We start from the raw sequence: 26569 nt of genomic DNA, 5'->3' as shown, positions 1-26569 counted from the left end.
CGCTTGTATTTGCTTGATACGAATGTGGTATCGGAATTGCGCGGGATAAAGCCGCATGGCGCGGTACTGGCCTGGATACATAGTGTCAGGAGTGACGACCTTGCGATTTCGGCCATCACGATCGGCGAGATCCAGCGCGGTATAGAGTTGACTGGAGAAACCGATCCGCAAAAGGCAAAAGAGCTTATGCGTTGGCTGGACAGTTTGCAGCTTGGGATTCGGGTCATTCCCCTGGATGCGGAGTGCATGATCCGATGGGCGCAATTCATGCATCGCAAATCGCCGACGCTGATTGCCGATGCGATGATAGCGGCGACTGCATCCGTTCATAATCTCACGATCGTTACGCGCGATATCGTCGATTTTTCGGCCTTTCCCGCTGCTGTTCTCAACCCCTTTGACTACAAATCTCCTTGAGAATGTCACCGTCACAAACAAAATAGGTCAGTATTATTGACTTATCGTTTGTTGCGTGATCTTGTGGCGCAAAGACAAAAAATTACGAGGAAGCCCCATGCTGAATTGGGAAAATATCTTTGCGACGCGCTCAAGCCGTATGCGCGCCTCCGAAATCCGCGAGTTGCTGAAGCTGCTGGAGCGTCCGGACATCATCTCGTTTGCGGGCGGCATTCCCGATCCGGCGCTGTTTCCGGATCAGGAATTCAAGCAGGCTTATGCGGACATCTTTTCCGGTCCGGCTGTCAACGCGGCGCTGCAATATTCGGTCAGCGAAGGCTACAAGCCGCTGCGCGAATGGCTGGTCGGCCAGATGGTGGCGCTTGGGGTTCCCTGCGAGCTTGAAAACGTCTTTATCGTTTCCGGTTCGCAACAGGGTCTCGATTACCTGGGTAAGCTGTTCCTGTCGCCGAAGGATACGGCATTGGTCACCGCGCCGACCTATCTCGGTGCGTTGCAGGCATTCAATGCCTATGAGCCGACTTACGATCAGCTCACGCCGAACGGCAATCGCACGCCGGCTTCCTACCGCGCGACTGCCGAGCAGGCGGGTGGAAAGGTAAAGTTCGCCTATCTCTCCGCCGATTTTGCCAATCCGACCGGCGAAACGGTCGATCTCGCTTCCCGCGAAAAGCTGATCGATCTCGGCGACGAACTGGATATCGCCATCATCGAAGATGCCGCCTATCAGTCGCTGCGTTATGACGGCGAGGCGATCCCGCCAATCCTGGCGCTGGAGATAGCCCGCAAAGGCAATATCAACGATACGCGGACGATCTATTGCGGCAGCTTTTCCAAGACCTTGGCGCCGGGTCTTCGCGTTGGTTTCGTCGTTGCCAACGCGCCAGTCATTCGCAAATTGGTGCTGATGAAGCAGGCGGCTGATCTGCATTCCTCGACCATCAACCAGATTGCCATCCATCAAGTCGCCGAACGCGGCTTCGATGCGCAGGTCGCCAAGGTCCGCAAGACTTATAGCCACCGACGCGACTGCATGCTGGCGGCGCTTGCGAAATATATGCCTGAGGGTACGAGCTGGACGAAACCCGAGGGCGGGATGTTCGTCTGGGTTACCCTGCCGAAGGGCATGGATGGGGCCAAGCTGCTGGCAAAATCGCTGGAGACTGCGAAAGTGGCCTTCGTGCCCGGCCAGGCCTTCTTCGCCGATGGCTCCGGCCCGAACACCTTCCGCGTCAGCTTCTCCTGCGCCAACGAGCAGATGATCGATGAGGGGATCTCGCGGCTCGGCAAGTTGATCGCCAGCGAAATCGGGGCGATGGCGGCCTAGTTCTTACCTTCTCCCCAGCTGGGAGAAGGATGCGCTTTAGCGCAGGTTGAGGGGGGCGTTGCACCGTAAGGATTGCCTTTCGCTTGCCGCCGAAGGCGCTCGCCGCGATGCGACGAGTTCCCCCCTCAACCGGCCAATCACTGCGTTCAGCAGTTCTTGTCCACCTTCTCTCCGGGGAGAGAAGGTTTTGGGCTTTCCATCAGTTCGCGAGATGCGGTGCAATCAGCGACAGGTCGGCATCGCTGAGCCTGTCGCTTGCCGTATTGCGCTGGTGCCAGTAGGGGTACAACAAAGGTAGCAGGCTGACGTCATCGAGGCGCTTGCGTTCTTCTTCCGTCAGCTTCAGCTCGGCGCTGGCGAGATTGTCTTTGAATTGCGCGTCCGTGCGACCGCCGATGATAACAGACGTTACGCCCTTGCGGCCGATCAGCCAGGCGAGAGCAACCTGTGCGGCCGAGACGCCACGACCATCGGCGATCTCCACCAGCGTATCGACGATGTTCCACAGGCGGTTCTCGTCGCGGATCGGCGGCTCGGTCCAGCCGGCAAACTGGCGGGTGCCTTCCGGCGTCGCTTGGTTGCGGCGATGTTTGCCAGAGAGGAGACCGCCGGCGATCGGGCTCCAGACGAGGACGCCGAGGCCCTGGTCGATGCTGACTGGCAGCAGCTCATATTCGGCATCTCGCGCTTCCAGCGTATAGTGGATCTGCTGGCTGACGAAACGTTCGCGCTTGTCGCGCTCGCTGACGCCGAGTGCTTTCATGATGTGCCAGCCGGAAAAATTCGAGCAGCCGATGTAGCGCACCTTGCCTTGACGGATGAGCGTATCGAGCGCTTCCATCGTTTCTTCGAGCGGCGTCTGGCCGTCCCATTCATGCAACTGATAGAGATCGATGACATCAGTCTTCATGCGCTTCAGGCTGGCTTCGCAAGCCTGGATCAGGTGCTGGCGCGAGGAGCCGGCGTCGTTGACGCCCTGGCCCATCGGGAAACGGGCCTTGGTGGCGATCAATACGCCGTTCTTGCGCGGGCCGCCGATGATCTCGCCGAGAATCTCCTCGGAAGCCCCTTGCGAGTAGACATCGGCCGTGTCGATCAAGTTGACGCCGGCATCGAGGCACATATCGACAAGTCGTTTCGCCTCGCTGACGCCGAGATCACCGACGGTCTTCGCCCAGCCGACTCCACCGAAGGTCATCGTGCCCATGGTGATGGTCGAAACTTTGAGGCCGGAGCGGCCAAGCAGACGGTATTCCATAGATTATCCTCCAAAACCAAAGCTGAAACTCGCGTGCTAGGAGATAGTGCAGGGCGTTTATGGTCAAGGTCGAATGATAGTATGAACGACCGGTCTGCGATTGCAGATTGTCACAATCATGTTAACCGCCGCCGCTAAGGAACCCTTCTCATCACCCAGCCGAGGACGCTTCATGAAGACGTTTGTTTCCGCTCTCGCCGGCCTGCTGGCCATTGCTCTTTTCTCTGGTTCTGCCGCCGCCGCCGATCTCGTCCTCTACACCAGCCAACCGAATGCCGATGCGCAGGCAACCGTCGATGGCTTCATGGCTGCCAATCCCGGCATCAAGGTCGACTGGGTTCGCGACGGCACGCCGCAGATCATCGCCAAGCTGCAGGCGGAAATCCAGGCCGGCGCTCCCGTTGCCGACGTTCTGCTGATCGCCGATACGGTTACGCTGGAGCGCCTGAAGGAAGCCGGCAAACTATTGGCCTATAAGTCGCCGGAAGCCGCAAACTACGATCCGGCGCTCTATGACGCCGACGGCTACTACTATTCCACCAAGCTGATCACCACCGGCATCGTCTACAACACCGCCGCTGCGATGAAGCCGGCGAGCTGGCAGGACCTGACCAAGCCGGAAGCCAAGGGCCTCGTGGCTATGCCGAGCCCGCTTGCTTCGGGTGCTGCACTCATTCACGCGCAGACGCTTGCCGGCGTCAGCAGCCTCGGCTGGGATTTCTACAAGAATCTCGCCGCTAACGGCGCAATCGCTTCCGGCGGCAATGGTGCGGTGCTGAAGGCGGTTGCTTCTGGCGAAAAGGCTTACGGAATGATCGTCGACTATATGCCCATCCGCGAAAAGGCCAAAGGCGCACCGCTGGAATTCGTTTTCCCGACCGAAGGCGTTTCAGCCGTGACCGAACCGGTCGGCATCCTCGCCAGCACCAAGCATGTCGACGCCGCCAAGAAGTTCGTCGACTACGCTCTGTCGGAAAAGGGCCAGCAAGGCTTCCTGAACCTCGGCTATATCCCGGCCCGCAACGGCATGCCGCTGCCCGCCGGTTTCCCGGCGCGTGACAGCATCAAGGTTTTGCCGTTGAATGCGGCCGAAGCTCTGAAGAATACCGACCAGGATCTGAAGACCTTCTCTTCCTACTACGGATCGAAGTGATCCAATCTGGACGGTCGATGTACGGATATGTGCGGAAGGGAAACAGCCAGCCAACCTGGCTGTTTCCATTTGTCGTTACCATCGTGATGCTGCTCAGCGTGCTGCCACTGGCGCGGCTGGCGGAGGCTGGCATCGAGGCGCTGCTGCGTGGCGGAGCCTACGAACTGATCACCGATCCCGCCCTCTGGCGTTCGGCCTGGTATACGATTGAGACCGCCGTGTTTGGCACGGTTATTTCCGTGTTGCTCGGCAGCCTCTTTGCCTTCCTGCTCACCTTGACCGACATTCCGGGCCGGGGACCCCTTAGTTTTCTTTTCGTCCTGCCGATGATGATCCCGCCGCAGGTCACCGCGCTCGCCTGGGTGCAGATGTCCGGCCCATCGAGCCCCCTGTTGAAGGCGCTGCACATCGCGCCGCCGCTCGGCTCGCCGCAGCCGCTTTATTCTGTCGGCGGCATTGCGCTGCTCTATGGCGTGCAGCACGCGCCGTTGGTTTATCTGGCACTCCGGGCCGGTCTGATGGCACTGCCGCGTGACGGCGTCGAGGCGGCAAGGCTTTCGGGTGCTTCGGGATTTCGGGTGTTCCGCGACATCATCCTACCGCTGTCACTGCCCGGTGTCATCGCCGGTGCCGCCATCGCCTTCGTCTCTTCGATCGGCAATTTCGGCATCCCGGCTATACTCGGCATTCCTGCTTCGATCTTCACCTTGTCGACGTTGATCTTCACCAAATTCTCCACCTTTGGCCCACGCACCTTCGGTGACATCGCCGTGCTGTCGGCGATGATCGCGGTGATTTCGGTTGCCGGCCTCGCGGTACAGGGCAAAGCGCTGAAAGGGCGGGATTATCGCGTCATCGGCCTTTCCGGCGCCTCTGCCGCCCTGGCGCTCGGCCGTTGGCGTCTTGGGGCGGTGCCGCTGCTGTGGATGATCCTGTTCATTATGCTCGTCGCACCGTTCTTCGCTCTGGTCGCCGGCGCGCTGGTGCCGGCCTATGGCGTGCCGTTGACCTTTAAGACGGCGTCGTTGCACGCCTTCACCGAAATTCTGTTTCGGCAGACGGTGACGCGCGTCGCTTTTTCCAATTCCCTATTCCTCTCCGGGATGACGGCACTTGGTCTCCTGGTGGTGACTGTCCTGGCCGCTTACTCCCTGACGCGACGCAAGGATATGCTGAGCCGGATCGTCGGCGGATTGATCGAGATTCCCTATTCGCTGCCGGGGATCATCGTCGCCGTCTCTTTCATCCTGGTTTTCGCGGCACCATTGCCCGTCCTCAATATCACGCTTTACGGCACGATCTGGATCATTCTGCTCGCCTATTTCTCGGCCTATTTCGCTGTCAGCCTCAAGCCGGTGATGAGCGCCTTTCTGCAGCTCGATCCGGCGCTGGAGGAGGCGGCTCGTCTCTCAGGCGCCGGTTTCTTCCGTCGTCTTGCCGATATCGTCGTGCCACTGATCGCGCCGGCAGCGGGCGCTTCGGTGATCCTGGTTTTTCTCATCGCCTGCAACGAGCTCACCGTTTCCGCTTTGCTCTGGGCGGCGGGCACGCAGACGCTCGGCGTCGTCATCTACAATCTCGATGATGGCGGCAGCGCCGATCTCGCCTCCGCCATGTCCGTCATCGTCGTCGCCATGGTGGTGACCATGATGTTGCTGCTGGAAATTTTAGCCAAGCACCTGCCGAAGGGAGTGGTGCCGTGGCGAAGCTGATCCTCAATCACGTCAGCAAGGATTTCGGCACGGGCGGTCGCCCGGCGGTCAAGGCGCTGTCGCTGGAGGTCCGCGAAGGTGGTTTCCTGGCGCTGCTTGGTCCCTCCGGCTGCGGTAAGACGACGGTGCTGAGGATGATAGCCGGCTTCGAGCAGCCGACGGATGGTTCGATCCATCTCGGCGAACGTCTGCTTGCCGATGCCGCCCATACCTTGCCGCCGGAGCGGCGCAACATGGCGATGGTGTTCCAGTCCTATGCGCTCTGGCCGCATATGAACGTTGCCGACAATGTCGGCTACCCACTCAAAGTGCGCGGTATTTCCGGCGTGCGCTATCGCCAGAAGGTGCGTGAGGCGCTGTCGACCGTCCGGCTGGAAGACTACGCGGAACGGCGGCCCGCGGACCTTTCCGGCGGCCAGCGTCAGCGTGTGGCGCTGGCGCGCTGCCTTGTGACATCGCCCGATGTCGTGCTGCTGGACGAGCCTCTCGCCAATCTCGATCGTCATCTCAAGAAGGAGATGGAGGAGACCTTCCGCGAATTCCATCAGCGCTCGGGCGCCACCATGGTTTATGTCACCCACGACCAGAGCGAGGCCATGGCGCTCGCGACCGATGTCGCAGTCATGTCCGAGGGACGGCTATTGCAGGTGGCGGCGCCGGCGGAAATCTATGCGCGACCGGAGGGACGGCTGGTCGGCGGATTGGTGGGGCAGGGCGCGATCCTGTCGCTCGCCATTCCGGATGGTAAGCCGCGGCTTATCGATTGGTCGGCGCTGAAGACGATTTGGAGAGAGCAGGGGGACGGGAACCCACGCGCCGATATCCTCGTTCGGCCCGAGGACGTGGTCGCCGATGCCGATGGTATCTCTTGCAGGGTGGACGCAGTCCTTTACGAGGGCGAGCGCTACGCCTTGCGGCTGTCGCTGCCGGATGGTCAGATATTGAGAGCCTATAGCCGCGAAGCGGTGAAAACGGGCGATGTCTACGCGGTCGCCGTTCGCTCGGCGTGGCGGCTGTGATCGATGCGGCGGGCGGGGAGACAAGACGGTTGTTCACGGTCCCCACCTGTGCTTGAGTTGCCCGATGTCACGAATGGGAGTCGCGCCATGTCCGATCAAAACTTCCCGATTTTCGATCTCGGCGCCTTCGAGGCGGCCGACGAAGGGGAGAAGAGGCGGCTTGGTGCTGAGGTCGACGAAATCTGCCGTTCGACCGGCTTTCTGGCGATTGCCAATCATGGTGTCGATGAGGCTATAATCCAGGCCGTATGGGCAAAGACGCACGCTTTTTTTGATCGGCCCGCCGATGTCAAGCAACGGGCAAAAGCGCCGTATCCCGGCTATCCCTATGGCTATCTTGGCCCGGGCACCGAGGCGCTGTCGAAATCGCGCAACATCGACACGCCGCCCGACCTCAAGGAGAGTTTCAACGGTGGCCCGCTTGCCGTGCCGGCCGGCATGACCGATCCGGAAGCGCTCGGCTTCTGCTATGCCGCCACAATCTGGCCGGATGGCCCGGAAGGCTTTGCGGATGCCTGGAAGGCCTATTACCGTTCGATGGAGGATTTGACGGCGCGGATCATGCGCGTCTTTGCCACCGCGCTCGGTCTCGACGAGCATTTTTTCGACAGCTACGTCGACGCACCAATCAGCGCGCTCCGGGCGCTGAATTATCCCGAGCAGCGTGTCGCGCCGCAACCGGGCCAGTTGCGCGCCGGGGCGCATACCGATTATGGCAGCCTGACGATCCTGCTGCCGCAGCCGGGCTCCAAGGGTCTGGAGATTATCGCGCCCGACGGCCAATGGACGCAGGTGCCGCCGGTGCCGGGTGCCTTTATCATCAACATCGGTGACCTGATGGCGCTTTGGACCAATGATCGCTGGGTCTCGACGGTGCACCGTGTCGTCAATCCGCCACCGGAAGAGGGAGGAATGCAACGACGGCAGTCGCTGGCGTTCTTTCACCAGCCGAACTGGTTTGCCGAGATCGCCTGCCTGCCGTCCTGTCTTTCTCGGGGCGAGGAGCCGAAATATGCCCCTGTTCTCTCCGGCCCCTATCTCATGGGCAAGTTCAAATCGGCCATAACAGCCAAGCCCAATTGATTTGGGCGAGCCGGCCCATATCTCCACAAACCGGAATGCCAGATGTCCCTGCGCCTTGCCACCTTCAATGTCGAAAACCTGCTGACCCGTTTCGATTACACCGGTTTCCGTAATCAGTTGCGCCAGGACCGTGTGTTGAAGCTGTTCGACGTGCAGAACGAAGCCATTTACAAGCAGCTCGAAGCGGCGCGCGTGGTCGCTGCCACCGACGACACGCGGCAGATGACGGCGCTTGCGATCGCCGATGCAGATGCCGACATCATTTGCCTGCAGGAAGTCGACAGCATGGCGGCATTGCAGGCTTTCGAGTACGGCTATCTCTACCGCATGGTCGGCAATGGCTACCGGCAGAAGTTCCTGATCGAGGGCAATGACGGCAGGGGTATCGATGTTGCCGTGATGATGCGCGAGGAGACGCGTGACGGGCAGCCGATCCTGTTGAAGGACATCAGAAGTCACGCCATGGTGACTTATCGCGATTTCGGTCTTTTCAACGATGAACTGGCCGCACTTGATCTTCATCTGGACGACAAGGTCTTCAAGCGTGATTGTCTTGAGCTTGATTTGACCATTGGTGGTGTGCCGTTCTCGCTGTATGTCGTGCATCTGAAATCGATGGGGCCAGTGCGGGAAGGCGTCGGTGGCCGAGATTCGACCATGCCGGTCCGCCGCGCCGAGACGCTTGCCGTGCGCCGCCTCATCGAGGACCGTTTTGGCGCCGGTCATACGGCGACGAAAAATTTCGCTATTTGCGGCGATATGAACGATTATCAGGAGCGCGTCGATGTCATCGGCACGCGCCACACCGGCTATCGTTTCAAACATCGGGATGACGAGAGCCCGGCACTCGATGTCTTCAGCAAGGACGGTTTCGTTGAAAACGTTATGCGCCGGCGCGATGTGCTGGACCGCTGGACGTTGTATCACGCTCGTGGGCCGCAGGAGCAATGGCTTTGCCAGCTCGATTATATCTGGCTGTCTCCGGCCTTGGCGCGCGCCAATGCGCAGCGGATGCCCGACGTCGTCCGCTCCGGTCAGCCCTTTCGCACCATATTTCCGCCCGGACAGGAAGTAGAACGTTATCCACGTACCGGTTGGGACAGGCCGAAAGCCTCCGATCATTGCCCCGTCGTCATGACATTGGATCTATTATGACTCACGCTTTCAAACTGCGAAACGACATGGCCGCCTGGCCGCCGGAAAATACCGTATTCCCGGTAGCCCGCATCGATCTTGCGGTTATCGCCGGCGATCACCCTTTTCATCTCAGCAACGCCGAGGCAGCGCAGGAAAACTGGAAGAAGGAGATCGCCGCCAATCCGGCACTTTTCGATGGGCGGATGATCTTTCAGCATCGCTTGTCGGTCAGCGAGCAGGCTGTGGAGGGCGAGGCATATGTGACGCCGTTCTCCACATTCATGTGGTGGCGCAAACAGAGGGAGCGCGGCGGCGGCTTTCATGTCTTTGCCTTTCCGGTCGCGGTTTCCTCCGATGGCGCGATCATTGCCATCCGCATGGCTGAGCACACCGCCAATCCCGGCCAGGTCTATTGCGCCGCGGGTTCGATGGATGAAAACGATATCGTCGATGGGCACTGCGATGTCGAGGGCAACATGCGTCGCGAAGTCATGGAGGAAACAGGCCTCGACTTATGGGATGCGGTCGCGGAGCCGGGCTATTACGCCACGCATTCGAACCTTTCCGTTACCCTCTTCCGCATCTTCCGCTTCCCCTGGACAGCCGAGGAGATGTTGGAGCGGATCCGGGCGCATATGCTGGTAGACCACGAAAAGGAGATCGACGACGCGGTTGCTATTCGCTCGGCCGACCCTGCCGCGCATCATTATAGTTCGGCGATGCCGCCTATTCTCGCGTGGTTCTTCGGTCGTCGGGAATAGCTTTAGCTTGCGCTCAAATGTGTTGCCGTTATGTATGGTTGAGCAGGCGTCTACAGTCTAGAATCATGTAATGGAGGCAGGGGTGGCCCGCAGCTTCAGTGTCTATGATGTATTCACCGACAGAAAACTCGCGGGCAACCCGCTAGCCGTCATCTTCGATGCCGAGGGATTGGACGACGAGGCGATGCAGGCGATCGCGAAGGAGATGAATCTCTCCGAGACGGTGTTCGTTCTGCCGCCGCAGAACCCGGCGCATACCGCAAGCTTGCGCATCTTCACGCCCGCCCGCGAGCTGCCTTTTGCCGGCCACCCGACCGTTGGCACTGCGATCGCTCTGGCTGAGCGGGCGCATGCCCGCCATGGCGGCGACGTCGATCTCGTTTCGGTGCTGGACGAGCGGGTGGGGCCGGTGCGCTGCGCCGTCCGGCTCAGGCAGGAAAGGGCGGGTTTTGCCGAATTCGACCTGCCGCGGAAATCACAGCAAATCATGTTGCCGCTCGACCGTGCCGATATCGCCAATGCGCTCAGCCTGAAGATCACCGAGATCGGTTTCGAGAATCACGTGCCGTCGATCTGGAGCGCCGGCGTGCCGTTCCTGCTGGTGCCTGTGCACGATGTCGGGGCCGCCGAACGGATGGAATTCGATCCGCAACTCTGGGAGAAGACCGTACCCTTCGTCGACGGTGCGCTCGCCTCGGCCTTCATCTATTGCCGCGGCGCGCTCAATCACACGGCCAAGTTCCATGCCCGGGTATTCCCCGTCGGGATGGGCATTGTCGAGGACCCGGCCACGGGCGCGGCGGTGGCTGCGCTTTCCGGCGCGATAAACTATTTCGACCGGCTGCCGGATGGCCACCATCCCGTCATCGTCGAGCAGGGTGTCGAGATGGGCCGCCCATCCTTTATCCACCTTCACATCGACATCGACGGCGGCGATATCGCCAACGCCCGCATTGGCGGTCAGGCCGTACGCGTGGCGACGGGAATTCTTGAGCTTTGATTTTGTAAGGTTTTTGCGGCTCTTCGAAATTTTTTTGACGATTAACCAAAGAAAATTCATCTGGCCGCTGGACAATCAAACCGATCCTATTTATATGCCCGGTCACACCGCGAGCGAGCGGTTACGGGTGATTAGCTCAGTTGGTAGAGCAGCTGACTCTTAATCAGCGGGTCGTAGGTTCGAGCCCTACATCACCCACCAAAATTTCTTCTGAGAATTACCGCAAAGCCTTGAAAATAAAGGTTGTTGCGGTTTTCTGTTTCCAGAGCCTGGCGTTTGGCCACAAGGTCGCTATGCACGCATCATGCGGCGACATGGGCGCGCGACTTCATTGCGCATGATTGATTGCATAAGGTGATGCGGGAAGGCGGTTCGAGTAATCGGGATCCGGCGCAATCAGCGTTGCGAGGATCAGGATGCATCCCATCGCGACTACGGTGCCTGCATAAAGAATGAACGCAAGGTGACTTTGCATGGCCATGCCAAACCCAAAGTTCTCTGAATCTAACCGTTGGCGTTCAGGTAAGTTCCCATGATTGGAATTTACTGTGATCTCGCTTTGCCTGCTGCCGAATGACTCAAGAAATGCCGTCCTGACGACTGCGGCAGCATTTGGGGATTACCACCAGTGATGTGAGCGCTCGCTTTCCGCGGCGTTTCTTCCCATCAGGTAGCCCAATCCAAAAATAATTGCGCCAATTGCGACGATCGTTGCGGTCGTTGTTTGGTGTTCCTGAGCGCCTATAGCAACGGCTTGCGCCTCGCGCTTGGCCATGGATGTTGCCGACTTTACCGCCCTTTTCACTCCTTCGGGCTGCTCTACCGGCGTTCCAGTGAAACCTGCATTCAATTTTGGCATCGCGTTCTCCTTTTACAAAAAAGGTAACTGCGGAAAAACGGAACTGTTCCTTCGACCGCGTTCTACTGCTAACGCGATCTACAGATCGCTTTCATTCGAAGCGGGATCAAAATCATAAATTTTGCGGAAGGATAGACGGCGAAAACACACGCCAAACCTTCAATTCGCCACTGCTGGGCTTTGGAGAAATTCTGCTATTCGGCCGGGGCAAACTAATGTCTCTTATGCCCGCCGCCTTCCATAACGCTGAATACGAAAATGGCTGCGAGAACCAGAACCAGCATATAGTCGAAGGGGGTGAGCAGGTGCAGCAGTTCCATGATGTTTCTCCTCCCAAAGAACATGTATCAGAACAATCGGTAGTATGTGCCTTTGTTCCGTGTATGCCAAGGTTTTCACATCCTGCGGTGCGATAACGCTGTTGTGCGGGGCACAAAGAAGCCCTTGTTTGCATGGATGTGTCGGCGGTCACGGATGGTCAGCAGCCGGTTGGAACCATCGCGCTGCCATCGGCATTCTATTGTCAATAAAATTTATAGAGTATATTCCTATGCCGTAGGCATTTTCGGTTGCCGCCGGCGAAGTGTTCGGCGCAATCGATCGATCTGGAAGGATTTGGCGATGACCACTTGTTCTGACGATCAATCGCGTGATCGGCCCGTCATCGCAATCATCGGCGGCGGCATTTCGGGGGCGGCGGTTGCCTTTCACTTGCTGCAATCGCAAGCGCTGCAGCCCGGTCAGCTCTTCATTTTCGAACCGCGCGCCCGGCTCGGGGCGGGGCTTGCCTATGATACCCGCGACCCCGCACATCGCATCAATGTGCCGGCAGCGAAGATGAGCCTGTTTCCGGACGATCTCGAACATTTCCAGCGCTGGCTTCAAGACAATAATGCGCTGGAGGGCGACCAGACGGCGGTCGCGGCGAATGGCAGCCTGTTTCCGCGGCGCGGGCTTTTTGGTCGTTATATCAATGCCATGGTGCAGCCTTTTATCGATGGCGGTGCCATCACCCATGTCGCGGAAAGGGTTGCGGATGTCCGGCGGCTGGATGACCGGTGGGTGATCACGGGCGAGGCAGGGCGGCGCTTGGAGGCGGATATTCTCGTCATCGCCACCAGCCATCCGTCGCCGTTGCCGCCGCAGTCATTGCAAAATGCGCTTGCCGGTCATCCGCGTTTCGTTGCGGACCCGACGCGGCCGGATGCGCTCGATGCCATCCGCCCCGGCGATCGGGTGCTGGTGGTCGGTAACGGCCTGACCTCCGCCGACGTCATCGCCTCGCTGGAGCTGCGTGGTCATAAAGGACCGATCACCGCAATTTCCCGACGTGGGCTGCGATCGCGCGGTCATGCGCCGGTGAAGCAGGAGTTGTTCGGCGATTTCGTCAGTCAGCCGTCACGGACAGCGCTTGATCTTCTGAGGCGCGTGCGCGCCGCTATTCGTAAGGCAGAAGGCGAGGGATGGACTTGGCATGCGGTGATCGATCAGGTGCGCGCGCAGGGAGGGGATTTATGGCAGGCAATGCCGCTCAACGAGCGTCGTCGTGTGGTGCGGCATTTGCGGCCCTTTTGGGATGTGCATCGCTTCCGCGTTGCGCCGCAGGTGGAGGCCGTCAGCGAGGAGGCGATCAGTACCGGCAGGCTGGATGTACTCGCGGCCTCCGTCGCGTCCGTAGAGGCGAAGGGCGAGGTGATCGACTGTACGCTTCGGCTCAGCTGCTCGGGCAAGAGCCTCGATCGTCAATTCGATGCGGTCGTCGTGACGACCGGGCCGGGCCATCGCGGCATTCTGGGCTCGCAAGGCTGGATCGGCGCCCTTGCGGATGCGGGCTATCTCGCCATCGATGCCACAGGGCTCGGCCTTGCCTGCAATACGGCATCGCTGGCGCTCGGCGCTGATGGTAAGACGGCACCGTCGCTGCTCATTTCCGGACCTTTGGCGCGGGGCACTTTCGGCGAACTTATGGGCCTGCCCGAAGTGGTCGAGCATGCCGTTTTCGTCGCCGAACAGGTGGCGTCGGCGATTGCCCAAAATGCCCCCGACCACACCCAGCGCAAGCATAACAAGCCAAAAGTCGATAGCAGCGCCGCGTAAAGGTAGAAAAAAGTGCAAAAACGTTGCTTGAGCGATACATTTGCCCAAATTTACTCATATAAACTATACAATTTGTGAGTTATTATCTTGTTCGCACGGGGCGGCAGCGTTAATTCCGAGGTCAATGACGAACAGGACAAGCCGGTTGAGTCTCGATCGAATCGTGCCGGGCTTACAACAATCGACTTTGCAGTAAGTGGATAGCGATGCTCACGAAAAAAGGAAAATACGGGTTGAAGGCGCTGGTGGACCTGGCACGCCTCGGGCCGGGCGAAACTGCGTTTATCAACGACATCGCGTCCCGCAATAATATCCCGAAGAAATTCCTAGACACCATCCTGTTGGAACTGCGCAATGCCGGCGTGCTGCGCTCGAAGAAGGGGCCAGGCGGCGGCTATTCGCTATCGCGCCCTGCCTCCGATATCCGCATCGGCCATGTCATCCGCACGCTCGACGGTCCGCTCGCGCCGATCCGCTGCGCCAGCCGCACGGCCTATGAAGCCTGCGACGATTGCGCCGATCCGGAGCGCTGTCATGTGCGCCGTTCCATGACGGAAGTCCGCGACGCGATCGCGGCGATTCTCGACAATATGACGCTCGAACAGTTCGTCGCCGGCGGCGGGCCTGGAATCGAAATCGAAGAGCAGGAAGATTATCGCGCTTCGAATATCGGCTGACCCATTGAGTTCCCGAACAAGCTTAGTGTTCGCCGTCAGTGGCTTTTGAGAACCAAAGATCCCTGTAGATCGCGGCGGCGGATTCATCGGGCGCGCGATCCTCGGTCAGCCAAACCTTCCGGATCGACCAAGCGTCGTCACGGCTCGGAGACTTGCTGCATTGGTCCACATCCGAGGCGCCGACGCAGGGAATGAACCACGATGGCATCAAAGGCCGTGCTGCGTAGCCAGTTTCCGTGCGGGTGATCAGGACAGCAAGCCCTGCCTTCTTGTTGGCTTGCCACGGAAAGATGATCCGGCCTCCGGGCCGCAATGCTTTAAGCCATGATGCCGGTGGGGCGACTACGCCGGCATTTACGTAGATGAGATCGGCATTCGGCAGCGCCAGAGTGGTCGCATCGCCGTGGACGAGGGAAATTCCCTCGAATGGCTCCAGATTTGCGCGTGCACGGTTGGCCAAGTCCTTTTCGATTTCGAACGCATGAACATGGCCATTTGGCAGCACCAGCATCGACAGGAGCGCCGTATAGTACCCCGTCCCCGCGCCAATATGGATTACGGTGTCGCCGGACTTCGGGGCGGCAACCCCGATCCAGGCCGCATGCAGGAACGGCTCCCCATTATTGATGCCTTTGGTTCTGTCCAAAGCGACGAGCGCATTCTGATAAAGAATGGAGGGATCGGCGCCGGGCGTTTCAATGTAGCGCCGATTGACCTTTATCTGCCAAGGCCCAGGACCCAGGAACGCTTCGCGCGGTACAAGCTCGAAAATCCGCTCAAGCCTTTCATCATGGGAATTGCTGGCGGCAGCCATCATTTTCGCGTGAAAGGCCCGTATCTCTTCCAAACTGGCACGGCGATTTGCAGTCACGGTCTCTCTCCACCTTCCGATACAAAATTCGTCAGAGCGTCCAGTTCTTCGGCGGTGTTACGCCGTTGAGATGATAGTTGCCGACGATGTGATATTTCCAGCGAACCGGGTCGTGCAGCGTGTGGGTGCGGGCGTTGCGCCAATGACGGTCGAGATTGAGGCCGATGCGGGTCGAAGAGGTGCCAGCGAGCTCAAACAGTGTATTCGAGGCTTCGATGGCTATTTCCGTCGTCAGGGTTTTCGCGGCAGCCACAGCAAGTGTGGCCTCGATCACATCATCTTCCGTTGGATTGATCTGAGCAACATCGATCTTCCTGCCGGCGCGTTCTAGCATGGCTGCGGCTGCCTCGATGCGAATGGCGATCTGGCCGATCCTGGCGATGGTCAGCGGATCATCGGCCGCTCGCTCGACGCCGCTGTCCATCCAGGGGCGGGCGTGCGTTTTCACAAACTCCACGGTCTTGGTGAAAGCGGCGCGGGCAATGCCGAGATCGATGCCGGCATGGATAATTTGGCCGACCGAACCGATGGTCGTCGCCCGCTCGAAGCCCTTGTGATGCGCGACGACAGCGTCGGCGTTAACGTAGACATTATGCAGAATGGTGGTGCCGCTGCCGGATGTGCGCTGACCGAAACCGTCCCAATCATCCATGATCTGGATGCCTTCAGCGCCACGCGGGACAAGTGCCAGGGTGAGTTCGTCGTCTGCGTTCAGCGCAAAAATACCGATCCAGTCGGCGAAAAGTACGCCGGTGGAATAGAATTTGCGGCCGTTGACGCGATAGCCCAACCCGTCCGATGTCAATCGCGTGTTGTATTGACCGGCCGTTCCGGTGCCGAGTTCGGAAAATGCATTGCCGAAGCGGTCACCGGCCAGCGCCCTGGTAAAGAAGAAATTCTTCTGTTCCTCGCTGCCATCGACGCGAAGCGCTTCCAGAATGTAGAAATGGCTCTGCGGAATCTGGGCGATCGAAGGATCGGCTTCGGCCAGGATGGCGATGATTTCGGCAAGAACGGAGTTGGAAATATCGATGCCGTCATATTCGGACGGCGTGGTGATACCGAGCAGGCCGGATTGCGACAGGGCCTCCAGCTCCTCGTAGGGCAACACCCGGTTGATGTCGCGGTCGCTTGCCTGCTGTGCAAATTGGATGGCCAGCGATCGCGCGATTTCCAGCGCTTCCTCGTCGCTTTGAATGCGGTGTGCGAGCGGTCTGGTGCGCTCGTGCAACTGTGAAACAGTTCCCATTCATAACCCCATCAACGATGGCATATCAGTGACTTAGCTGTGCGAAAGCGCTATGATCGTAATTTCTATAGATCTACTATACAATAGATTTTCTTTGCTTATCCAGATTTCGCTATCCGCCATAATAGGCACCGAATGGAGAAATTGTAAGCGGGCGGCTCAATGCAGCCATCGCTCGCATCCAGGAGAGCGCCGTGGTCGCGACACTGATCCTTCCGGGTTTAAACGGCTCCGCCGAGGGGCATTGGCAGCGCCACTGGGCGCGCGATAAGACCTCTGCGGCCATCGTCCGTCAGGCTTCATGGTCGAGGCCGGTGCTGGAACACTGGTTGGCGGCGCTGGAGAGAGAGTTGGGGCGGGTGGAAGAAGCCTGGCTCGTCACGCATAGTCTCGGATGCCTGCTTGCCGCAAATCTCGCAGATCGCCCCGCCGCCCGGCATGTGAAAGGCGCTTTTCTTGTGGCTCCCTGTGATCTCGACCGGACGGAGAGGCTGCATCCCGGCGCCATCGATTTCGGCACAATGCCGACTAAAGCTCTGCCATTTCCGAGCTTTGTCGTTGGCAGCCGCGATGATCCGTACATGGATTTCGTCGAGCTTCGGCATCATGCCGCGCGATGGGATAGTGAGCTTCATGATCTCGGCCATGCCGGCCACATCAATATCGCCAGCGGTTTTGGCCGATGGGAGCAGGGCTTCCAACTCTTTTCCGCGTTCACGAAGGGGGTCGAGGATCGGCAATTCAGGCGGGCAAGACCACCGTTGCACGACGTCCTGTGCGGGGCCATGCCATAAGCGTCGTCTTCCATGAAAAATGCGGTCGCAAGAAAGCGCTTGCTACCGGCGCATTTTCGCGCTTTCATATACGACTAAATAAGTAGACAATAGCGACAATGACATTTGTCGAGCCGTCAATGGCTCGATGTGTGTGCAGGTTGACGAAGGCAACGGGCTTCCTAGCTTGAATGGGAGCCCGCCCAGAGCATCCCGTCAGGTAGAGGGATGCCCCTGTTCAAGAACCAGAGCGTCCAATGCGTTTACGACGCGCGGCGCTCTAGCGGCCAAGCGTTTGATGGCCGCGAGCTGTGTGCGGGTCACAGGCAAAGTATCAGCGTGCCCTTAGAAAAGCATGATCGACCACCTCTTGCCCCAGGAGTTGATATGACGGTTCAGGGACTTTTTTCTGCCAGGGCAAATGCCTCGGCGCAGGCCTATGCGATGCCGCGCATCGCTGTCATCGGCCGCGGCTTTTCCGGCATGATGACGGCGATCGCCTTGATGAACACGGTGCGGACGCCCTTTCATCTGCAGCTCTTCGACCCCAATTCCAGCGTCAGCGGCGGTCAGGCATTGGCTTCCGGCCATAGCAGCGAAATCCTGAACAGCCGTGTGCGCGATCTCTCGGTTTCCGCTGGCGATCCCGATGATTTCAACGATTGGCTCTGTAGCAATGCCGCGTTCCGCAGTGCCGTGCCGGCGGCCATACCGGGCTTTTTGCAGATATTCGTCCCCAAAAGCATTTTCAGCGACTATGTGTACCAGCGCTTTTCCGAGGCATTGTCCTCGCGGCGGGATATTGCGGTGCAGGTCAGCGGCGAGACGGTGATCGGCCTTCGCCGCAGCCATGGCGACCGCTTTTTGGTGGAGAGCGGCGGCGCCGTCTATCCCCCGTTCGACACCGTGGTCCTGGCGACTGGTTACGGCATTGCCGATCACGAGCCGCAGAGCGGCGAACCGGTGGCGACGCCGACGACGGTCCGCGCCCGCCGCCTAGTGTCGCGCCCGCATACGGTCTTGCTCGGTAGCGGTCTGCGCGTCGTGGACCGGCTGCTGCAGATGCGCGACAACGGCTATGATGGGCAGATCACCATCGTTTCGAGACACGGCTTTCTGCCGCAGAGCCACACCCGCAGTAATGCCGATCCGGTCTTTCCTGCAGAAGCAATGCCCGGCAGTCTCAGCGAGATTGTGCGTTTTATCCGGCGGGCTTGCGAGAATGCGGAGGCGAGCGGGCAAAGCTGGCAATCCGTCATGAACGGCCTGCGCAAACATGCGCGCTCCCTCTGGCGCTCGCTGCCGGCCGGACAGAAGCAGCAATTCAACCGCCATCTGCGCGCCCTTTACGACAGCCATAGAAACCGTCTGCCGGAGGCTCTGTATGTCCGGCTGAAGCAGGAGTTGGCGGAGGGCAACACGCTGTCGCGACGCGGGCAATTTCTACGGCGCACGCCGACCGGGTTGATGCTGAAGCCGGCCGGTCAGCAGGGCGCGGAGCAGATCTATGCCGACGAGGTGATCGATTGCCGCTGTCGGGAGCCTCATCTTGAGACGCCATTGATGCGGAGCCTGATCAACGCGGGCCTCGCCACACCGGATGAACTCGGTCTTGGCCTTGCTGTCGAAGCAACGGGCGCGCTTTCCACAGATGGCCGCATAATCGAGGGACTTTTCGCCATCGGCCCGCTGGGGCTCGGCAGCCTGCCGGACATCGATCTCGTGCCCGAGATCGTCACGCAGGCCTATGCGGCCGCCGAAGGCGTGGCGGCCCGGTTCTATCCGCAGTGCAAGGCGGTGTGATTGGGATTTTTGTCGCTCGCCTAAGCTCGGAGGCGAGGTCATTTGCCATGTTCAACAGCCCTTATGAATACGAGCTTCGGCCTCATCGCCATGCCTTATTTTTTGATTGAAATTAGTAACGTAATAACATAACAAATGCGCTTACCATTCACGCGAACCGGAATTCGGGGACAAGTGCAGACCTCAATGACACTACCATTGCTCGCTTTGATTTTCTGTGAGATGAACCATACCGATGGTGCTGCCGCCGGAATCATCCGGAGGGCGGCTGAAAAGGGAACACGGTGCGGATTACCCATCAGGGGCCAAAACCGTGGCTGCCCCCGCAACTGTAAGCGGAGAGCGCGTTCGCGACATGCCACTGGCTTCATGCCGGGAAGGTGCGAACGGGCTGTGACCCGCGAGCCAGGAGACCTGCCATCGATGACGTCAACCGCAACGGACGGGGTGTTCCGATGGAAATTCAGTGGTTGGGCGACGGAGCATTCGCGTCCGCAGGCCCTATCTTGACTTTGCCTCCGGCGAGATCTCCGGGAGGCTTTTCATGGACAAAGCGAGAGAGCAGACGCATCGGATCACCGTATGCACGAATTGCCGTCACGTCGGTGCGCCATGCCGTCCCGGTCTTGATCTGCTGAAGCATCTACAGGCCGCCATTACCCAGGCTGGCGCGGCACTTTCCGACGATTTCAGTCTGGAGGGCAGCGTTTGCATGGCCGGCTGCGATCGGCCATGCACCGTCGCCTTCCAGGCAACGGCAAAGGCGACCTACCTCTTCGGCGACATCGCGGGCGAGGCGGATATCGGGGCACTCGTCTCCTTCGCCGAGCTTTACCGCGATCGGCCCGATGGCCTGACACGGGAAGGCGAACGCCCGAAAATGCTGGGCGGCAAGACATTGGCGCGCATTCCGGCTGCGATCGTTTCGGCCGAACGCCAAGCAACGCTCTTGCAGTAGGAGCGGGGTCATGCTGGAAAAATGCTTGCGACTGGAAGCTGACGGCGTCACCTGGGGCCCGCACAAGGGCAAGCCGATCATCCGAGACATCAGCCTATCCGTCAAAGCCGGCGATCGGCTGGCAATCATCGGCCCGAACGGGGCGGGTAAATCGACCCTGCTGCGCTGCCTCTATCGTGGTATCCGGCCGCAACGGGGTTGCGTGCGTCTCGACGGCATCGATCTCTGGTCGATCGGCCCGCGCGAGGCGGCGCAGCGTATCGCCGTCGTCCTGCAGGAGACGCCGGGCGATTTTCCCTTTAGCGTCCGCGATGTGGTGATGATGGGCCGCATTCCCCATCGCAAGGGCATGGCGCGTTGGAGCGAGGAGGATCATGCGGCGACCGCGGCAGCACTTGTCCGCCTGGAGCTCAAGGATCTGGCGCTCCGGCAATTCGCGTCGCTTTCGGGCGGCGAAAAGCAGCGGGTATTGATTGCCCGCGCGCTGGCGCAAGAGCCGGAGCTGATTATCCTCGACGAGCCAACCAACCATCTCGATATCCGTCATCAGCTCGAAATACTGGAGCTGCTGAAAGGCCTTGGTCGGACGATCATCACGACCTTGCACGACATCAATCTCGCCGCCGATTTCGCCACGCATGTCGCAGTGCTCGATTTCGGCCGTCTGAGCGGCCATGGCTTGGCAATCGAGGTTCTGACCGCCGAGCGCATCTCATCCGCATTCCGTGTCGAAGCGAGCCGTCAGGTCGTGGGCGACACATCCCATCGTTTTACGTTTTCTCTTCGATAATTTGGAGCCATCCATGTCTTTCCGCATGTCCTTGTCCGCTACCGCCTTGCTGCTCGGCACGTTCTTTGCCGGCGGTGCTTTGGCCGAGCCCGTCACCGTGCGTAGCTGCAATCGCGATGTCACTTTCGACAAGGCGCCGGAGCGCGCCGTTTCCAACGATGTCAACCTCACGGAAATGATGCTGGCGCTGAAGCTAAGGGATCGCATGGTCGGCTACACCGGGGTTTCCGGCTGGAAGACGCTGGATGAGAAGCTGCGGGACGGCATCAAGGAAATGCCGGAGCTGTCGCCGAAATATCCAACCAAGGAAGTGTTGCTCGGAGCCAATGCCGACTTTTATTTCGCCGGCTGGAACTACGGCATGAAAGTGGGCGGCGAAGTGACGCCGGAGACTTTGGCGCCCTTCGGCATCAAGGTCTATGAGCTCACCGAATCCTGCATCTTCGTCATGCAGAAGAACAAGCCGACCATGGACGACATGTTCGTCGACCTGCTCAATCTCGGCAGGATTTTCCGTGTCGAGGATAGGGCGGAGGCCCTAGTGGCGGATTATCGCAAGCAGCTTGGCGGTATCCAGGCGAAGATCAGCCGTGCCGAGAAGCCGACCCGTGTTTTCGTCTATGATTCCGGTGAGGAAAAGCCCTTCACCTCGGGCCGCTATGGCATCCCGACGGCAATGATCGAAGCGGCCGGCGGCACCAACGTCATGGACAATGTCGAAAAGAGCTGGACGGAGGTCTCCTGGGAGCCTGTGATCGAGAAAAACCCCGAGGTCATCGTCATCGTTGACTACGGCGAAGTCACGGCGGCCCAGAAGATCGCATTTCTGAAGAACAATCCGGCTTTCAAGACCATCGACGCGGTGAAGAACGACCGTTTCGTCGTACTTCCCTATGTCGAGGCCACGCCGGGACCGCGCAATATCGAGGCGATCGCAACGCTGGCGAAGGCTTTCCACCCGGAAGCGATGTAACGAACGACAATGCCGATCCGTCCAGTCGATCACTGAGCGGATCGGATCGCTTCCTGGATTTTCGCATGCGTATTGGCCTTCCCATTCTAATCCCTCTCCTGGTCGCTCTCCTCGCCATGTCGATCACGGCGGGCGTTTCCTTCGGTGCGGCACCGATCCCGTTTGCGACCGTCTGGTCGATCGTCGGCAACAAGCTGCATGCCAGCTTGTTTCCCGTCACCTGGTCGGGCGGACAGGAAAGCATCGTTTGGGACGTCCGTTTTCCGCGCGTCATTCTCGCGTTGCTCGTGGGGGCCGGGCTTGCGGTCACCGGAGCTGTGCTGCAGGCCTTGACGCGAAATCCGCTGGCGGATCCGCATCTTCTCGGCGTTTCCTCAGGTGCCGCTTTCGGTGCTATCCTGGCACTGCTGCATACGGGGCTCATCCTTGGGCTACTGACCGTACCCTTATTCTCCTTCGCCGGCGCGCTACTCGCGATCGCCGCCGTAGCGCTGGTGACCCGGCTGACGCGCTCGCAATCAGCCGACCGGCTGGTGCTGTCTGGCGTCGCCGTCGCCTTTGTCTTTACCGCGCTCGGCAATCTCCTGATTTTTCTCGGCGACCCCAGGGCGGCCAATACCGTTGTCTTCTGGATGCTCGGTGGTTTGGGGCTGGCGCAGTGGCAGCATCTGATCTATCCGGCCGGCGTGCTGCTTGTCTGCCTTGCCGTGCTGATGCTGAAATCACGGGAGCTCAACGCGCTTGCCATGGGCGATGAGACGGCAGCGACGCTCGGCATTGCCGTCTCGCAATTCCGCTTCATGCTGTTTGTTGTCACGGCGCTGCTGACGGGCGTCATGGTCGCTTTTTCGGGCGCGATCGGCTTTGTCGGACTGATGGTGCCGCATTTCGTCCGGCTTCTCGCCGGCGGCGACAACGTCCGTGTCGTGCCGCTTAGCGCCGCCTTCGGGGCACTGACATTGGTCTGGGCCGATATTGCTGCGCGGCTTGTCATGGCGCCGGAGGACATGCCGATCGGCATCGTTACCGGTCTGGTCGGCGGCATTGCCTTCATTCTGATCCTGCGAAAAAGGTGACCAACGGGCGGCGTTCACCATTGCCACCCGCCGCTCGTGGACCTATCTCCCGACGGGCATGCCGGGAGGGAGCGAATGGCCGCAGATCCGATTGTTTGTACGCCAGAGGAAGTGCTGAGCTTCTGGTTCGAGGAGTGCACGAGCGAGGATTGGTTCCGCTCCACCGTTGCTCTTGACGAAGAGATGCGCCGTCGGTTTCGCGACACGCATCTGGCATTGGCGGCTGGCGTGCCGGATCTGTGGTGCGTAACGCCCGAAAGCCGGCTGGCAGCGGTCATCGTCCTCGATCAGTTCGCCCGCAACATCTATCGCGGCACGCCGCTGGCCTTTGCGACGGATGGTTTGGCTTTGCAGGAGGCGAAAGAGGCTTTGCAGCTCGGCGCAGATCGAGGGATGCCGGCGGAACGACGGATATTCTTCTACTTGCCTTTCGAGCATGCCGAAGACCTGGCCGAACAGGATCGGTCCGTGGCACTTTTCCGTTCGCTCGGCCTTGAAGAGCAGATCGACTATGCGGTTCGCCATCGCGCCATCATCGCCGCCTACGGCCGCTTCCCGCATCGCAATGTCTTCCTTGGCCGGGTGTCGACAGAGGCTGAGAAAGACTATCTCGCCGAGCCTGGAGCAGGATTCTGAGGGAATAAAGGTGTAAATGCCTTTGTGTCGCCTTTCTTTGCCTTACAAGGCGTAGGCCAAGGGAATATGAAATTCGCAATCACAGTTTAGGAAGATCCGATCTTCCGTTTTTTCGTGCGGCGAATCCGTTTACTCGTCGCCGGCGACTTTACTGCGACGAGGAGCTTTGCTTGCGCCCGCTGAAACACCGTCTCCGTTTTTTGCCCGTGCTGCTTATGGGGCTGAGCGCAGCCATTGTTGCCGGCCCTTTGATGGGCGGGCAGGCTTTTGCGCAAAGCCAGCAGCAGGCACAACCGACGCAGCAACCGGAACAGCAGCCCGCAGGCCAAGCGCCGCAGTCGGCGCAGCTCGCCAACGGTTTGCTGGAGACTGCCGTTGCCGATCTCGCCAAGGCAAAGAAGGACTTCGCCTCGATCGAAGGTGACTCCAAGGAAGAGGGCGCTGATGACAATGCGCTGGTCGCCCTTTCCGGCCGGGCGGACGAGCTCAATCGCTCCGTAGCGGCGATTTCGGCGCGGTTGAAGCCGCGCACTACCGAGATTGACGCGCGCCTGACACAGCTCGGTGCGCCGCCCAAGGAGGGGCAGCCGCCGGAAGCCGCGATCGTTACCCAGGAGCGCGACCGTCTCAACGCCGAACGTTCGCAGATCAGCGCCGTGACTGTCGACGCCGACAATCTCGTTGCTGCGAGTAACCGGCTTGTGATGCAACTTGTCGAAGTGCGCCGCAAGCTGTTTGCCGAGACGCTGTTCAAGCGTACTGGCGTTTCCGCCACCACATTCGAGGATGCTGGAACGGCCTTTGTCAACGAGGGCGTAGAGTTCAGCACTGCCGTAACAAGCTGGATCGGCTTTGTCGTGAAGGCGAAGCTTGGGTCGCTTATGGCTGCCCTCTTCCTGTCGCTTGGTGCGGCGTTGATTTTTCTGTCCGGAGGCTACCGGTTGTTCCGCAGATATTATGTGCGGGACGAAAACATTGAAAATCCGCCCTATATTAGCCGCCTCTCGGTCGCCTTCTGGTCGACGCTGATCCGCACGCTGTCGCTGGTCGCATTCCTCGTTACGTCCTTTTTCTTCCTGTCGAATTTCAACGTGCTGCGGCCGGATATCGCGCCTGTCCTGGCCGCTCTCTTCGGCTTCATCGGACTGGTCTATTTCGTCGGCCGCCTGGCCAATGCCGTTTTTGCGCCCTTCAGGCCGCATTGGCGGCTCGTCAAGCTGTCCAACAAAGGTGCCCGCTCGCTGAGCTGGTGCATGCAGGCCATGGCCGTCGTCAACGGTCTTGATTATGTTTTCGACCGCATCAGCGAATCCATGGGATCGCCGGTTGTCGTCACGGTGGCGAAGAGCTTCTTTGCGGCTCTGTTGATCGGTCTTATTCTGATTGCCGCCTCCTTCGGTTCGCCGATCCTTGCAAAGAACGGCAATCCCGATGCTCCAGGCCGTCGTTGGCCGCATGGCATGGCGATCATCCTTCGGGTGCTCGGTACATTGCTGATCTTCACGGCTTTTATCGGCTATGTCGGCCTGGCGCGCTTCATTGCAACGCAGTTGATCGTCACCAGCGCCGTTCTGGCGACCATGTATCTCGGCTTCCAGCTCGGCAAGTCGGTGTCGAGGCAGGGCGTTTTTGCCGAGACGATCATTGGACGTTTCCTCGAAAGCCGTTTCGCGCTCGGCGACGTTGCGCTCGATCAGGCTGGTCTCGGGGCCGGCCTTGCGACCTATGCCGTCGCGCTTATGACCGGCATTCCGCTGATCCTGCTGTCCTGGGGATTCCATATCCAGGATCTGGAGCTGATTGCCTATCGTCTGTTCACCGAAATCCGCATCGGCAACATGTCGATTTCGCTGGTCGGCATTTTCGCTGGCGTTCTGCTCTTTGCCGGCGGTTATCTCGTGACGCGTTGGTTCCAGCGCTGGCTGGACAGCAACGTCATGGCGCGCGGCCAGGTGGACTTGGGTGTCCGCAACTCTGTGAAGACCGGCATCGGCTATCTCGGCGTAGCGGTGGCGTCTATCATCGCCATTTCGGCTGCCGGCATCGACCTGTCGAGTCTGGCGCTCGTCGCCAGCGCGCTCTCGGTCGGTATCGGTTTCGGCCTGCAGAATATCGTGTCGAACTTCGTCTCGGGCCTGATCCTGTTGGTCGAGCGGCCCTTCAAGGTCGGCGACTGGATCGTCTCGGGTACCTCGGAAGGCATCGTCAAGCGCATCTCGGTACGCGCCACTGAGATCGAAACCTTCCGCAAGCAGTCGATCATTGTGCCGAATTCGGAGCTGATCAACGGCTCCGTCGGCAACTGGACGCACCGCAACCGCTTGGCGCGCTCTGAAATCCCGGTTTCCGTCAGCTTCGATGCCGATCCGCAGAGGGTGATGGACATTCTGCTGGAGCTGGTGCGCGACATCCCGAAGGTGCTCAGAAATCCCGAGCCGCATGTCGAATTCCTGCGCATCGGTCCGTCCTCGCTCGATTTCGAAATGCGCTTCTATCTCTCCGATCTCTCCGACGGCATGGAAATCCGCAACAATCTGCGCATCGATATTCTGAAACGGTTTCGGGCGGAGGGGATTGCTATTCCCTATCCGCATCAGGAGCTGCACATCGTCCGCGACAGCAAGCGCGGCAGGCAGACCGATCTGCTGGCGACCACCAATCTGGCCGACTCCGCAGATGGGCCGGAAGTCGTCAATGAAGATGTCGTGAAAGACATCGCTCCGCAGGTCGAAGAGGAACTGCCGGAGCCGCTGGAGGTCAGGAGCGGCACTCGTCGTCGCGGCAAGGCATCTGCCCAGTGATGTGATCGCACGGCGTGGCAGCGGGCGAGGGCGGTTGATGACCTTATCCGAGCGGCAACGTCCAGAGTATAGTATATGAGAAGGCGGCCGGCGGTCGTCTTTTTCATTTATGGGAAACCAGTCGACTTAATAAATATTC

The 26569-nt window shown here is 59.6% G+C and carries 23 protein-coding genes, 1 tRNA gene and 1 riboswitch; of the genes, 20 read left to right on the top strand and 4 right to left on the bottom strand.

Annotated features, from left to right (window positions below; translation table 11 throughout):
- The first annotated feature begins 3 nt into the window (after nt 1-3).
- Together PH547_RS03285 and PH547_RS03280 are read left to right on the top strand one after the other, a co-directional pair.
- On the top strand, nt 4-417 hold the full coding sequence (locus tag PH547_RS03285) for a type II toxin-antitoxin system VapC family toxin (protein ID WP_104823484.1): 414 nt from the start codon (nt 4-6) through the stop codon (nt 415-417).
- Between the two features lie 97 nt (nt 418-514).
- A complete protein-coding gene (locus tag PH547_RS03280; protein WP_104823483.1) occupies nt 515-1744 on the top strand; it encodes an aminotransferase-like domain-containing protein in 1230 nt (409 codons plus the stop codon).
- A 199-nt stretch (nt 1745-1943) separates the two neighbouring features.
- On the opposite strand, the gene PH547_RS03275 is transcribed toward PH547_RS03280, so the two are convergent.
- Complete coding sequence (locus PH547_RS03275; RefSeq protein WP_285167380.1) at nt 1944-3002, bottom strand: aldo/keto reductase; 1059 nt, start codon at nt 3000-3002, stop codon at nt 1944-1946.
- 172 nt (nt 3003-3174) lie between these two features.
- Between PH547_RS03275 and PH547_RS03270 the strand changes: the two genes are divergently transcribed.
- From PH547_RS03270 to PH547_RS03235, 8 genes are all read left to right on the top strand, one after another.
- Complete coding sequence (locus PH547_RS03270) at nt 3175-4155, top strand: ABC transporter substrate-binding protein (protein ID WP_285167379.1); 981 nt, start codon at nt 3175-3177, stop codon at nt 4153-4155.
- Nucleotides 4156-4172: 17 nt separating this feature from the next.
- Entirely contained in the window at nt 4173-5867 is a 1695-nt protein-coding gene (locus tag PH547_RS03265; RefSeq protein WP_285167378.1) for an ABC transporter permease, read from the top strand.
- The gene (locus PH547_RS03260; RefSeq protein WP_285167377.1) at nt 5855-6886 is read left to right on the top strand and encodes an ABC transporter ATP-binding protein; all 1032 of its coding nucleotides are present in this window, start codon (nt 5855-5857) and stop codon (nt 6884-6886) included. The genes PH547_RS03265 and PH547_RS03260 overlap by 13 nt, the downstream gene beginning before the upstream one ends.
- A gap of 87 nt (nt 6887-6973) precedes the next feature.
- Nucleotides 6974-7969, top strand: coding sequence for an isopenicillin N synthase family dioxygenase (locus PH547_RS03255; protein ID WP_285167376.1), 996 nt, complete (start codon nt 6974-6976; stop codon nt 7967-7969).
- A gap of 42 nt (nt 7970-8011) precedes the next feature.
- Nucleotides 8012-9124: an endonuclease/exonuclease/phosphatase family protein gene (locus PH547_RS03250; RefSeq protein WP_285167375.1), complete on the top strand. Its 1113-nt coding sequence runs from the start codon at nt 8012-8014 to the stop codon at nt 9122-9124.
- Complete coding sequence (locus PH547_RS03245) at nt 9121-9867, top strand: NUDIX hydrolase (protein WP_285167373.1); 747 nt, start codon at nt 9121-9123, stop codon at nt 9865-9867. Before PH547_RS03250 ends, PH547_RS03245 begins: the two co-directional genes overlap by 4 nt.
- 82 nt (nt 9868-9949) lie before the next feature.
- Nucleotides 9950-10867, top strand: coding sequence for a PhzF family phenazine biosynthesis protein (locus tag PH547_RS03240; protein ID WP_283050878.1), 918 nt, complete (start codon nt 9950-9952; stop codon nt 10865-10867).
- A 125-nt stretch (nt 10868-10992) separates the two neighbouring features.
- Nucleotides 10993-11068: transfer RNA gene (locus PH547_RS03235), tRNA-Lys, on the top strand.
- Nucleotides 11069-11486: 418 nt separating this feature from the next.
- On the opposite strand, the gene PH547_RS03230 is transcribed toward PH547_RS03235, so the two are convergent.
- A complete protein-coding gene (locus PH547_RS03230; protein ID WP_104823422.1) occupies nt 11487-11726 on the bottom strand; it encodes a hypothetical protein in 240 nt (79 codons plus the stop codon).
- Between the two features lie 621 nt (nt 11727-12347).
- Here PH547_RS03230 and PH547_RS03225 point away from each other — a divergent pair.
- Both PH547_RS03225 and PH547_RS03220 read left to right on the top strand, forming a co-directional pair.
- Nucleotides 12348-13823, top strand: coding sequence for an FAD/NAD(P)-binding protein (locus PH547_RS03225; RefSeq protein ID WP_285167372.1), 1476 nt, complete (start codon nt 12348-12350; stop codon nt 13821-13823).
- 206 nt (nt 13824-14029) lie between these two features.
- Nucleotides 14030-14500, top strand: a complete 471-nt coding sequence (locus PH547_RS03220) for an RrF2 family transcriptional regulator (RefSeq protein WP_104823420.1) — start codon at nt 14030-14032, stop codon at nt 14498-14500.
- Nucleotides 14501-14522: 22 nt separating this feature from the next.
- Here the strand turns inward: PH547_RS03220 and PH547_RS03215 are convergent, their stop codons facing one another.
- Together PH547_RS03215 and PH547_RS03210 are read right to left on the bottom strand one after the other, a co-directional pair.
- On the bottom strand, nt 14523-15371 hold the full coding sequence (locus PH547_RS03215) for a protein-L-isoaspartate O-methyltransferase family protein (RefSeq protein ID WP_285167371.1): 849 nt from the start codon (nt 15369-15371) through the stop codon (nt 14523-14525).
- A gap of 31 nt (nt 15372-15402) precedes the next feature.
- The gene (locus PH547_RS03210; protein WP_285167370.1) at nt 15403-16620 is read right to left on the bottom strand and encodes an SfnB family sulfur acquisition oxidoreductase; all 1218 of its coding nucleotides are present in this window, start codon (nt 16618-16620) and stop codon (nt 15403-15405) included.
- 194 nt (nt 16621-16814) lie between these two features.
- On the opposite strand from PH547_RS03210, the gene PH547_RS03205 reads away from it, so the two are divergent.
- From PH547_RS03205 to PH547_RS03170, 8 genes are all read left to right on the top strand, one after another.
- Complete coding sequence (locus tag PH547_RS03205) at nt 16815-17414, top strand: RBBP9/YdeN family alpha/beta hydrolase (RefSeq protein WP_285167369.1); 600 nt, start codon at nt 16815-16817, stop codon at nt 17412-17414.
- Nucleotides 17415-17780: 366 nt separating this feature from the next.
- Nucleotides 17781-19196 (top strand): FAD/NAD(P)-binding protein, encoded by a 1416-nt coding sequence (locus PH547_RS03200; RefSeq protein ID WP_285167368.1) that lies wholly within the window; start codon nt 17781-17783, stop codon nt 19194-19196.
- Nucleotides 19197-19415: 219 nt separating this feature from the next.
- A riboswitch (cobalamin riboswitch) is annotated at nt 19416-19632 on the top strand.
- 108 nt (nt 19633-19740) lie between these two features.
- Entirely contained in the window at nt 19741-20154 is a 414-nt protein-coding gene (locus PH547_RS03195) for a DUF1636 family protein (protein WP_285167367.1), read from the top strand.
- A 10-nt stretch (nt 20155-20164) separates the two neighbouring features.
- Nucleotides 20165-20944: an ABC transporter ATP-binding protein gene (locus tag PH547_RS03190; protein WP_104823414.1), complete on the top strand. Its 780-nt coding sequence runs from the start codon at nt 20165-20167 to the stop codon at nt 20942-20944.
- A 13-nt stretch (nt 20945-20957) separates the two neighbouring features.
- Nucleotides 20958-21917, top strand: a complete 960-nt coding sequence (locus PH547_RS03185) for an ABC transporter substrate-binding protein (RefSeq protein WP_445944996.1) — start codon at nt 20958-20960, stop codon at nt 21915-21917.
- A gap of 65 nt (nt 21918-21982) precedes the next feature.
- Nucleotides 21983-22993, top strand: coding sequence for a FecCD family ABC transporter permease (locus tag PH547_RS03180; RefSeq protein WP_285167366.1), 1011 nt, complete (start codon nt 21983-21985; stop codon nt 22991-22993).
- Between the two features lie 75 nt (nt 22994-23068).
- Nucleotides 23069-23629: a DUF924 family protein gene (locus tag PH547_RS03175; RefSeq protein WP_104823411.1), complete on the top strand. Its 561-nt coding sequence runs from the start codon at nt 23069-23071 to the stop codon at nt 23627-23629.
- A 170-nt stretch (nt 23630-23799) separates the two neighbouring features.
- Nucleotides 23800-26430: a mechanosensitive ion channel family protein gene (locus tag PH547_RS03170; protein WP_104823410.1), complete on the top strand. Its 2631-nt coding sequence runs from the start codon at nt 23800-23802 to the stop codon at nt 26428-26430.
- Nucleotides 26431-26569: the final 139 nt, after the last annotated feature.

The organism is Rhizobium cerradonense (assembly GCF_030182455.1).
Classification (GTDB): domain Bacteria; phylum Pseudomonadota; class Alphaproteobacteria; order Rhizobiales; family Rhizobiaceae; genus Rhizobium.
This window is presented reverse-complemented; position numbering and strand designations above follow the sequence as displayed.